The sequence below is a fragment of the Nonomuraea turkmeniaca genome, assembly GCF_005889735.1.
Lineage (GTDB): Bacteria > Actinomycetota > Actinomycetes > Streptosporangiales > Streptosporangiaceae > Nonomuraea > Nonomuraea turkmeniaca.
In genome coordinates this window covers 1-8,369 of sequence record NZ_VCKY01000345.1, presented here as the reverse complement: position 1 = coordinate 8,369, position 8,369 = coordinate 1, and the positions used below count along the sequence as shown (strand labels likewise).

The 8,369-nt window shown below is 70.3% G+C and carries 10 protein-coding genes; 6 read left to right on the top strand and 4 right to left on the bottom strand.

All coding sequences use genetic code 11. The features are described from left to right. The 3 genes from ETD86_RS50430 to ETD86_RS50420 all read right to left on the bottom strand — a co-directional run. On the bottom strand, positions 1-828 hold an 828-nt coding region (locus tag ETD86_RS50430; protein WP_138673734.1), incomplete at its 3' end, for a DMT family protein. Positions 829-1,002: 174 nt separating this feature from the next. Beyond that, positions 1,003-1,377 carry a VOC family protein gene (locus ETD86_RS50425; protein WP_138673733.1) on the bottom strand — a complete coding sequence of 125 codons (375 nt, stop codon included), beginning with the start codon at positions 1,375-1,377 and terminating at the stop codon, positions 1,003-1,005. Positions 1,378-1,474: 97 nt separating this feature from the next. After that, entirely contained in the window at positions 1,475-1,819 is a 345-nt protein-coding gene (locus ETD86_RS50420) for a PRC-barrel domain containing protein (protein WP_138673732.1), read from the bottom strand. 160 nt (positions 1,820-1,979) lie between these two features. On the opposite strand from ETD86_RS50420, the gene ETD86_RS50415 reads away from it, so the two are divergent. From ETD86_RS50415 to secA2, 5 genes are all read left to right on the top strand, one after another. Next, positions 1,980-2,339: an acyltransferase family protein gene (locus tag ETD86_RS50415; RefSeq protein WP_138673731.1), complete on the top strand. Its 360-nt coding sequence runs from the start codon at positions 1,980-1,982 to the stop codon at positions 2,337-2,339. Then, complete coding sequence (locus tag ETD86_RS50410) at positions 2,309-2,887, top strand: hypothetical protein (RefSeq protein ID WP_138673730.1); 579 nt, start codon at positions 2,309-2,311, stop codon at positions 2,885-2,887. The genes ETD86_RS50415 and ETD86_RS50410 overlap by 31 nt, the downstream gene beginning before the upstream one ends. Before the next feature lie 89 nt (positions 2,888-2,976). Beyond that, positions 2,977-3,798 carry an SAM-dependent methyltransferase gene (locus tag ETD86_RS50405; protein ID WP_138673729.1) on the top strand — a complete coding sequence of 274 codons (822 nt, stop codon included), beginning with the start codon at positions 2,977-2,979 and terminating at the stop codon, positions 3,796-3,798. A gap of 160 nt (positions 3,799-3,958) precedes the next feature. Further along, the gene (locus ETD86_RS50400; protein WP_138673728.1) at positions 3,959-4,843 is read left to right on the top strand and encodes a DMT family transporter; all 885 of its coding nucleotides are present in this window, start codon (positions 3,959-3,961) and stop codon (positions 4,841-4,843) included. 141 nt (positions 4,844-4,984) lie between these two features. Next, positions 4,985-7,135, top strand: a complete 2,151-nt coding sequence (gene secA2 / locus ETD86_RS50395) for an accessory Sec system translocase SecA2 (protein WP_246149458.1) — start codon at positions 4,985-4,987, stop codon at positions 7,133-7,135. On the opposite strand, the gene ETD86_RS50390 is transcribed toward secA2, so the two are convergent. Further along, positions 7,132-7,728 carry a nucleotidyltransferase gene (locus ETD86_RS50390; RefSeq protein ID WP_138673726.1) on the bottom strand — a complete coding sequence of 199 codons (597 nt, stop codon included), beginning with the start codon at positions 7,726-7,728 and terminating at the stop codon, positions 7,132-7,134. The two genes, secA2 and ETD86_RS50390, sit on opposite strands and share 4 nt — an antisense overlap. A gap of 70 nt (positions 7,729-7,798) precedes the next feature. Between ETD86_RS50390 and ETD86_RS50385 the strand changes: the two genes are divergently transcribed. Further along, on the top strand, positions 7,799-8,284 hold the full coding sequence (locus ETD86_RS50385; protein ID WP_138673725.1) for a DUF1360 domain-containing protein: 486 nt from the start codon (positions 7,799-7,801) through the stop codon (positions 8,282-8,284). Positions 8,285-8,369: the final 85 nt, after the last annotated feature.

Here is an 8,369-nt window from a genome sequence, read left to right as displayed (position 1 = left end):
AGATGTGTAGAAGAGACAGGGGGCCAGGCGGCCGAGGGTGATCGTGCCGCCGATGGTGAGGGCGCTGGCCAGCAGGGCGGGTATCGCCGTGGACGGGCTGGTCGGCAGGGGCTCGCCAAGGAGGAGCGCACCGGCGAGGACCGAGGTGATCGGGTCGACGACCTGCACGCCGGCGTACGCGATCCCGAAGTAGCCCACCGCGTACGAGCGCTGCAACAGCACGACCGCGCAGATCAGCAATACGGGCACGGCGAGCGTGAACCAGTGGATCAGCCGCCCCCAGTCACCCTCCATGCCGCCGCCGACCACCCGCACGAACGTGGACACGCTGGCCGTGACCATCCCCGCCCCCACGCTGAGCAGCAGCGCACGCCCAGGGCCGTGGAGGCGGCCCGCCAGCACCTGCGTGACCAGGACGATCACCCCGATCACGGCCAGGAACCCGAGTGCGGCGCCGTTGCCGAGCCGGGGCGGCACGTCGTGGTGCGGCACCAGCAGCATGAGCCAGAGCAGCCCCACCGCCACCGCCATCGAGCCGAAGATCTCTGCCTTGTACGGCTTGCGCCCGTACATGAACGCCGCCAGCGGCACGGCGAACACCAGCGTGGCGACGCTGATCGGCTGGACGGCGACCAGCGGCGCGAAGCTCAGCGCCACGGCGTGCAGGCAGGCGCCGGTGAACCCGATGACGCCGCCGATCCACCAGCGAGGGCGTCTCACCAGTCTCAGTGAGGCGCCCTCGGCCACTGCCTCGTACTGTTGCAGGGCCGCGCCGAGCGCGTATCCAAGCGCTCCTGCCAGGGCGATGATCAGTCCGACCCAGGTCATGATCGCCCACGCAAGGGCATGGATCCTTCCAAGAGCATTGCTCCAGCTTAGGATGCGAGCGGAGCGGTGGAATCATACTTTAGGCGGATCATTGAGGGGATGCCGCTCGGCGCCGGCACGGACATACAGCCCGTCCGCCGCTTCTGCCGCAGGTCAGGGCCCCTTCGGACGGGGTCAGGAGGGCTCGGGGCAGACGCAGAACAGGTGGCCCTCCGGGTCCCGCAGGACGATCCAACGTGTCCCCTCCTCGGTGACTCCCGGCTGGAACTCGGGCTTGACGGCCCCCAGCGCGATGTACTCCTCGACCGCCTTCTCGACGTCCGGCACCCGGAAGTCGAAGTGGAACTGCTTGTCCGGTCCTGGCCACGCCGCCGGCTTGCGGTCGGGGACGCGGCCGAAGTAGATGCTGGTGGTGCCGTCGCCCACGGCCGCGTACTCGTCCTCCGAGTACTGGATCTCCCAGCCGGTGACCCCGTGGTAGAACTCGGCCAGTTTCTTGGGCTCCGCGCAGTCGAGGGAGACCGCCAGGAGCTTCGCTTTCGTCGTCATGGGTCCAGCGTTCCAGCCATACCTGCCATCTCCTGTCACGTACGGCGAAGGGCCGCGCCCGGACAGGGCGCGGCCCTCCTTTCACGGCACGTCGTCGTCACCCGGGGAACCGGCCGTAGTAGTCCCCAATCCGGGCGCGGTACTCGGGCTCCTTGAACGTGCCCTCATCGAACTCGGGCGCGTCCTTGATCTCCGCCTTGGTGCGCGCGACGAACACGTTGCGCTCCTGAGGGTCGATGCTCGTGACGACCTGAGCCGGGAGCATGACCTTCTTGCCGAAGATCCAAGGGCCGGTGTCGACGATGATGTAGCTCTCGCCGACCTCGTACGTCGCCTCGTCGACGGACCCGATCTTCCCGTCCGTCGCCTGCACGTGGAAACCCACGAGGTCGAGGCTCCGGCCGCGGTCGTAGACGTCAGGTCGATAGTCCCAGAGCTCCATAGGGGCTCTCTTCCTCTCTTCTTCCGTCTTTCTCGGGCACGCTCCCCGCTACCCGGTCACGTCCCGGCAAACCCCTTGCAAAGCGGTTACCGGAAGACGATGTCAACCCCAGCGCAAGGGGTCGAGCGCACCCTCTCCACATCAGGAAGGGGTGGAAACCATGCGCACCAGGTCAGACAGGCTGTACGAGATCGACGGGCTCCGACTGCTGGCGGCCCTGTGTGTGGTGCTGTTCCACTACACCTTCTCCGGCTGGGTCGGCGGCACGAGCCCGGTCGCCTTCCCCGAGGAGAGCTCCTGGTCCAAGTACGGCTACCTCGGTGTGGACCTGTTCCTCCTGATCAGCGGTTTCGTGGTGCTGATGAGCGCATGGGGCAGGAGCCCGCGCGCGTTCCTGGTGTCGCGGGCCGTCCGGCTCTACCCCGCGTACTGGGTCGGCATCGCGATCACCGCCATGGTCACCGTGACGCTCGGGCAGGGCTGTTCGAGGTGGCGTTGCCCCAACTGCTGGCGAACCTGACGATGTTCCAGGCGGTGCCCGACATCGCGAACGTGGACGTCGTCTACTGGACGCTCTGGGTCGAGATGCGTTTCTACCTGCTCATCCTGCTGCTCACCTGGATCGGGATGACCCGGGCCCGCGTCATGGCGGGGTTGTGGATCTGGCTGGGGCTGGCGTTCGCGGTGCAGGCGGGGTTGGTGCCGGGCGTCGCGGATCTGGTCGTGCAGTCGGAGTTCGCGCACTACTTCATCGCGGGGATGGCGCTGTTCTTGCTCTACAAGTTCGGGCTGAACCCGCAGATCGCCCTGCTGGTGCCGGCCGGGGCGCTGACGTACCCGCTCTACCTGTTGCACGCCCACATCGGCTTCATCGTGTTCGCCAGGCTCGGAACCGCGGTCGACGCGCACGTGCTGCTGTGCGGGCTCATCGTCGTCATGCTGGGGGCGGCGTACGTGATGCACAGGTTCGTGGAGCGGCCGCTCGCGCCCGCGCTCAAGCGTCTGCTCTCGCCCCGGCCGGCCGCGCCTGTGCTGGATGTGCTGGTGGCGGGTCAGCCGACTCGGTGACCTGACTCTCCTGACAACCGCTTGCGAGGCCGGGCCCCCGGCCCCGGGCGCGGATACCATTCGCGTCATCGGACCGAAGGGGGCCGCACGTGAGTCTGAACAGTGCGCACGAGTGGGCTCCACCTGGTGTCGACCCGGAGCAGCCCAGCGTGGCCCGCGTCCACGACGCCCTGCTCGGCGGCACGGAGAACTTCGCCTCCGACCGCTCGGTGGCCCGCAAGCTGAAGGACGCGGTGCCCGAAGTGGTGAACCTGGTCTGGTGCAGCCGCGCCTTTCTCGGCCGGGTCGTGGACTTCCTCGTCCGCGAGGCGGGCATCAGGCAGATCGTCGATCTCGGCGCCGGTCTGCCCACGGTGGAGAACACGCACGAGGTCGCCCAGTTCGCCGATCCCCGGTGCCGGGTGGTCTACGTCGACGTCGACCCCATGGTGGAGCCGCACGCCCGCGCGCTGCTCAGCGGCAACCCGAACGCCGACGCGATCACCGCCGACGTCCGCGACGTGCCGTCCGTCCTCCGCCACCCGGCGCTGACCAGGCTGATCGACCTGACGCAGCCGACCGCACTCCTGGCCGTCGGGCTGCTGCACCTGCTCTCCGACCGGGAGGACCCGCACGGTCTGGTCAAGCGGTACGTCACCGCGCTGGCGCCCGGCAGCTACGTCGCCACCTCGAACTTCATGGCCTCCCCCAGCCCCAAGGCCAAAGCCTTGGAAGTGCTGCTCCAGGCGACCATGGGCACCCCGCGCTTCCGTGAGCGCGCCGAGCTCACCGGCTTCTTCGACGGGCTGGTGCCGGTGGAGCCGGGCGTCGTGCACCTGCCGGAATGGCATCCCGACGAGCGCATCCCGGGGCCGCTGGCGCCCTGGGAGGAGTTGTTGCTGGGCGGCGTGGCCCGCAAGCCGTACGCGTGAGGCGCTAGGGTGAGGCCCGTGCCGCGACGTTTGATCTGCTCTCCCCCGCCCGCCCAGTAGCGGGCGGCCTCTCCTGAATTTCCGGGTCTGACAGATCCGGGGGTGGTTGCTGCCCGCGTACCGGGCCCATTCCCACCACTCCCATCGGAGAGCTCCTGTCATGACCCATGTCTCCGCCCGGCGGGGCGCCGTGTACGTGTCCGTGGCCGCGACCGCCTGGGGCACCGGCGGCGCGGCCGGCTCGCTCCTCTTCGAGACCGGCGGCCTCGGCCCCGTCGGCGTGTCGCTCTGGCGCTACCTGCTCGGCGCCGCCTTCCTGCTCGCCCTCGCCTCCCGCCCGTCCACGATTCGCGGCCGAGTCGGCACCCGGCTGACCTGGCGCGTGTTGCCGGTCGGCGTCGGGATGGCCGTCTACCAGACCGCGTACTTCGCCGCGATCGCCCACTCCGGCGTGGCCGTCGCGACCGTGGTCACGATGGGCGCCACCCCCGTCTTCACCGCCCTGGGCAGCCGGTTCCTGCTGCGCGAGCGCCTCGGCAGGGTCGCGCTCGTCTCGCTGGCCGCCGCCCTGGCCGGGCTCGCCCTGCTGACTGCCGAGACGGCACTGCAGGCGCGTACGTCCTCCGTCGCCGGCATCGGCTTCGCCCTGGCCTCGGCCGCCGGGTACGCCGGGGTGACACTTTTCTCCCGCCGCCACAGTGACGACCCGCGGGGCACGGCGATCGGCGGGTTCGTCGTGGGCGCGGCGTGCCTGGCGCCGTTCGCGCTGGCGGAGGGGGTCGTGCCGGAGCTGAGCCTGGCCACGGTCGCGCTGCTGGTCTATCTGGGCGCGGTGCCGACGGCGCTGGCGTACGGGCTGTACTTCCGTGCCCTGACCGCGCTCAGCGCCACCACGGTATCGATCATCTCACTGGGCGAGGCGGTGGGCGCGGCCGTGCTCGGCGTGGTGGTGTTCGGCGAGCACCTCACACTTCTCGCCTGGTCGGGGTGCGTGTTGCTGCTCGCCGCCGTCGCCGTGCTCGCGGCGCGGGCGGAAGCAGGCTGAGCGGGCCTCCGAATGGGTTAAGGTCCGGTACGGCGACCCCGTTCCCGCGCACGCGGGAACGGGGTCGGCGCGGCGTGCGTTGGAGGAACTGTGGCCTCGATAAAGGGAATATTCAAGAACCTCCTGGACCGGCCAGGAGGAGTGCCCTTGACGGGCTACCAGAAGACCGTCAAGGCGGCCGATGCCCGTGCCGAGCGGGTGGCCGGCCTGGACGAGCTGCCCAAACCGGGCATGGACGATCTGGCCGAGTTCTGCGCCGTCGCGCGGGAGGCCGCCGACCGCACCCTCGGGCTGCGGCCGTACGACGTGCAGTTGCTCGGCACGCTGGCGCTGCTCGACGGGAAGGTCGCCGAGATGGCGACCGGCGAGGGCAAGACGTTGTCCGGCGCCATGGCCGCGGCGGGATACGCGTTGCAGGGCAAGCACGTGCACGTGATCTCCGTCAACGACTACCTGGCCAGGCGTGACGCCGAGTGGATGGGGCCGTTCTACGAGGCGCTCGGGGTGAGCGTCGGCTGGATCGGACAGAATTCCACGCCGGCCGAGCGGCGTGAGGCGTACGCGAAGGACGTGACGTACGGGCCGGTCAGCGAGATCGGGTTCGACGTGCTGCGTGACCGGCTCCGCACGGACGCGAGCGAGATCATCGTGCCGGCGCCCGAGGTGGCGCTGATCGACGAGGCTGACTCCGTGCTGGTCGACGAGGCCCGCGTGCCGCTGGTGATGGCCGGCTCGACCGACCCCGGCAACGCGGTGCCGGAGATGGCCGCCCTGGTCAGGCAGCTCGTCCGGGGCTACCACTACGAGATCGACGAGCAGGCCCGCAACGTCTACCTCACCCCCAAGGGCGCCGACAGCGTGGAGAACCTCCTCGGCGTCGAGCTCTACGACGAGAACGAGCCGGGCACGCTGATCGAGCTCAACCTGGCGCTGCACGCCCACGCGCTGCTGGCCCGCGACGTCGACTACATCGTGCGCGACGGCAAGGTGCAGCTGATCAACCCCTCGCGCGGCCGGGTGGCGCTGCTGCAGCGCTGGCCCAACGGCCTGCAGGCGGCCGTGGAGGCCAAGGAGGCGCTGCCGCCCAGCGAGAAGGGCGAGATCCTCGACTCGATCACCGTGCAGGGCCTGATCCGCCGCTACCCGCAGATCTGCGGCATGACCGGCACCGCCGTGGCCGTCAGCGAGCAGCTCGGCGAGTTCTACGGGCTCAAGGTCGCCGTGATCCCGCCCAACCGCCCGTGCGTCAGGAAGGACGAGCCGGACCGCATCTACCCGACCGTGCCCGACAAGGACGCCGCGCTGGTCGAGGAGATCCAGGAGGCGCACGCCACCGGCCGGCCGATCCTCATCGGCACGCTCGACGTGGCCGAGTCGGAGAACCTCGCCAAGCTGCTGCAGCGGCGCGGCCTGGAGCCGGTCGTGCTCAACGCCAAGAACGACGCCGAAGAGGCCGCGATCATCGCCAAGGCCGGCGAGCGCGACGCGATCACCGTCTCCACCCAGATGGCCGGCCGCGGCACCGACATCCGCCTCGGCGAGGGCGTGTCCGAGCTGGGCGGCCTCTACGTGATCGGCTCAGGACGCCACGCCAGCAGCCGGCTCGACGACCAGCTCCGGGGACGCGCCGGTCGGCAGGGCGACCCCGGCGGCTCGGTGTTCTTCGTCAGCACGCAGGACGATCTGATCACCCAGTTCGTCTCCGACGAGCGCCCGCCCGCCGCGGACGCCGACGGGGTCGTACGCCACCGGCGGGGCGCGTACCTCGTCGGTCACGCCCAGCGCGTCGCCGAGGGCGTCAACCTAGAGATCCACCGCAACACGTGGCGTTACACCCGGCTGCTCGAGCACCAGCGCGAGCTGATCCTGGAGTGGCGCGACAAGGTCCTGCACGGCGACGCCGCCGCCAAGGCCCTGGCCGCGGCCGACCCCGAGCGGTGGTCCGAGCTGCCCGAGGACACCAGGGACGAGACGGCCAGGCAGATCGTGCTGCACGCCATCGACACCTGCTGGACCGAGCACCTGGCGTTCCTCACGGACCTGCGTGAGGGCATCCACCTGCGGGCGCTGGGCCGGATGAGCCCGATCGACGAGTTCCACCGGGAGGCGGTGGCCGAGTACAAATCGCTGCTCGCCGAGGTGGAGCGGCGGTCGCTGGAGTCGTTCGAGGAGCCGGAGCCTGAGCTGAAGCGGCCGCAGGCGACGTGGACATATCTGGTGCAGGACAACCCGTTCGGCACGGAATGGGACCGCATCCTGCGGCGGGTCACGGCGGCCACGCGGCGCGGCTAGGGCCACTTGGGGTCGCCGGACGGCTCGACCGGGCCGTTCAGCACGCCGAGCCGCTCCAGCAGGGTGATGAACGTGGCCGCGTACGGCGAGTCCGCGGTCACGGCCGACACCCGCGGCCAGTCGACCTGTTCGCGCAGCGCGCGTACCTGGGCCAGTAGCGCCCCGTAGTCGCAGGCGTGCTCCGACAGCGGCAGCAGCCACGAGATGACCAGGTCGGTGGCCTCCAGCACGGGCACGATCACCGCCGACGCCTTCAGCGGCTCGGCCCGGTCGAGCAGCTCGTCGGTGATCGGCAGGTCGGACACCCGGTAGATCAGGTCCACCAGCCGGCCCTCGTCGTACGCCTTGACCAGCCAGTCCTCGGGGGGCTTGGCGGTCTGGAACCCGATCGCGCGCAGCGCCTCCAGCGCGGCCGGCACGTCATGCTCGGTGAGCACGAAGTCCACGTCGTGCAGCGAGGGCGCGGCGCCTCTCGCGTACGCGGCACAGCCCCCGGCCAGCGCGAACTTCACCCCGGCATCCTTCAGCCCGGAGCTGGCGCGCTTGAGCGTGTCAAGGATGGCGTCGGTGACCGCGTGGCCATGGCTACTCATGAGATCGGGCTACCCAAACGATCCCCGAGTAGACGTTGCACGCGCGGGACTGAGGGTAGCGCCGACTCCTATGACCGAAATGCTGGAGAAGACAGAAGAGGCCTACGAGGGCGAGACCGACCGGCCGCTCGGCGGGTACGTCGGGATCCTCGGCGCCTACGGCGGCACGGTCGCGGTGGCGGCCCTCACGGCGGCGCTGGCCGGGCGGCGGGTTCCCGACCACATCGGGGTGCTCGACCTGCTGCTCATGGCTGCCTGCACGCACAAGGTGTCGCGGCGGCTGGCCAAGGATCCCGTCACCAGTCCCTTGCGCGCGCCCTTCACCCGGTACGAGGGCGAGGGCGGGCCCGCCGAGGTTCAGGAGAGCGCGCGCGGGGCGATCGGCGAGCTGCTCGCCTGCCCGTTCTGCCTCGCGCAGTGGGTGGCCACCGGGTACGCCGCCGGGCTGGTCCTGGCGCCCAAGGCGACCCGGCTCGTGGGGGCGACGATGACGGCGGTGGCGATCTCGGACTGGCTGCAACTCGCTTACGCGAAGCTCATGAAGTCGGCCTCCTAGACGCATCGGGCGGGCTTGATCCAAGGGACCGCGCCGTTGGTGGCTGGGGTCCCTTGGTGAATGAGGGTCATCCGGTGGAGGGGGC

Excerpts from the sequence above, each read along its gene's own strand:
- ETD86_RS50425 (WP_138673733.1), bottom strand. The coding sequence starts at position 1,377 with ATGACGACGAAAGCGAAGCTCCTGGCGGTCTCCCTCGACTGCGCGGAG.
- ETD86_RS50420 (WP_138673732.1), bottom strand. The coding sequence starts at position 1,819 with ATGGAGCTCTGGGACTATCGACCTGACGTCTACGACCGCGGCCGGAGC.
- ETD86_RS50415 (WP_138673731.1), top strand. The coding sequence starts at position 1,980 with ATGCGCACCAGGTCAGACAGGCTGTACGAGATCGACGGGCTCCGACTG.
- ETD86_RS50400 (WP_138673728.1), top strand. The coding sequence starts at position 3,959 with ATGACCCATGTCTCCGCCCGGCGGGGCGCCGTGTACGTGTCCGTGGCC.
- ETD86_RS50390 (WP_138673726.1), bottom strand. The coding sequence starts at position 7,728 with ATGAGTAGCCATGGCCACGCGGTCACCGACGCCATCCTTGACACGCTC.
- ETD86_RS50385 (WP_138673725.1), top strand. The coding sequence starts at position 7,799 with ATGACCGAAATGCTGGAGAAGACAGAAGAGGCCTACGAGGGCGAGACC.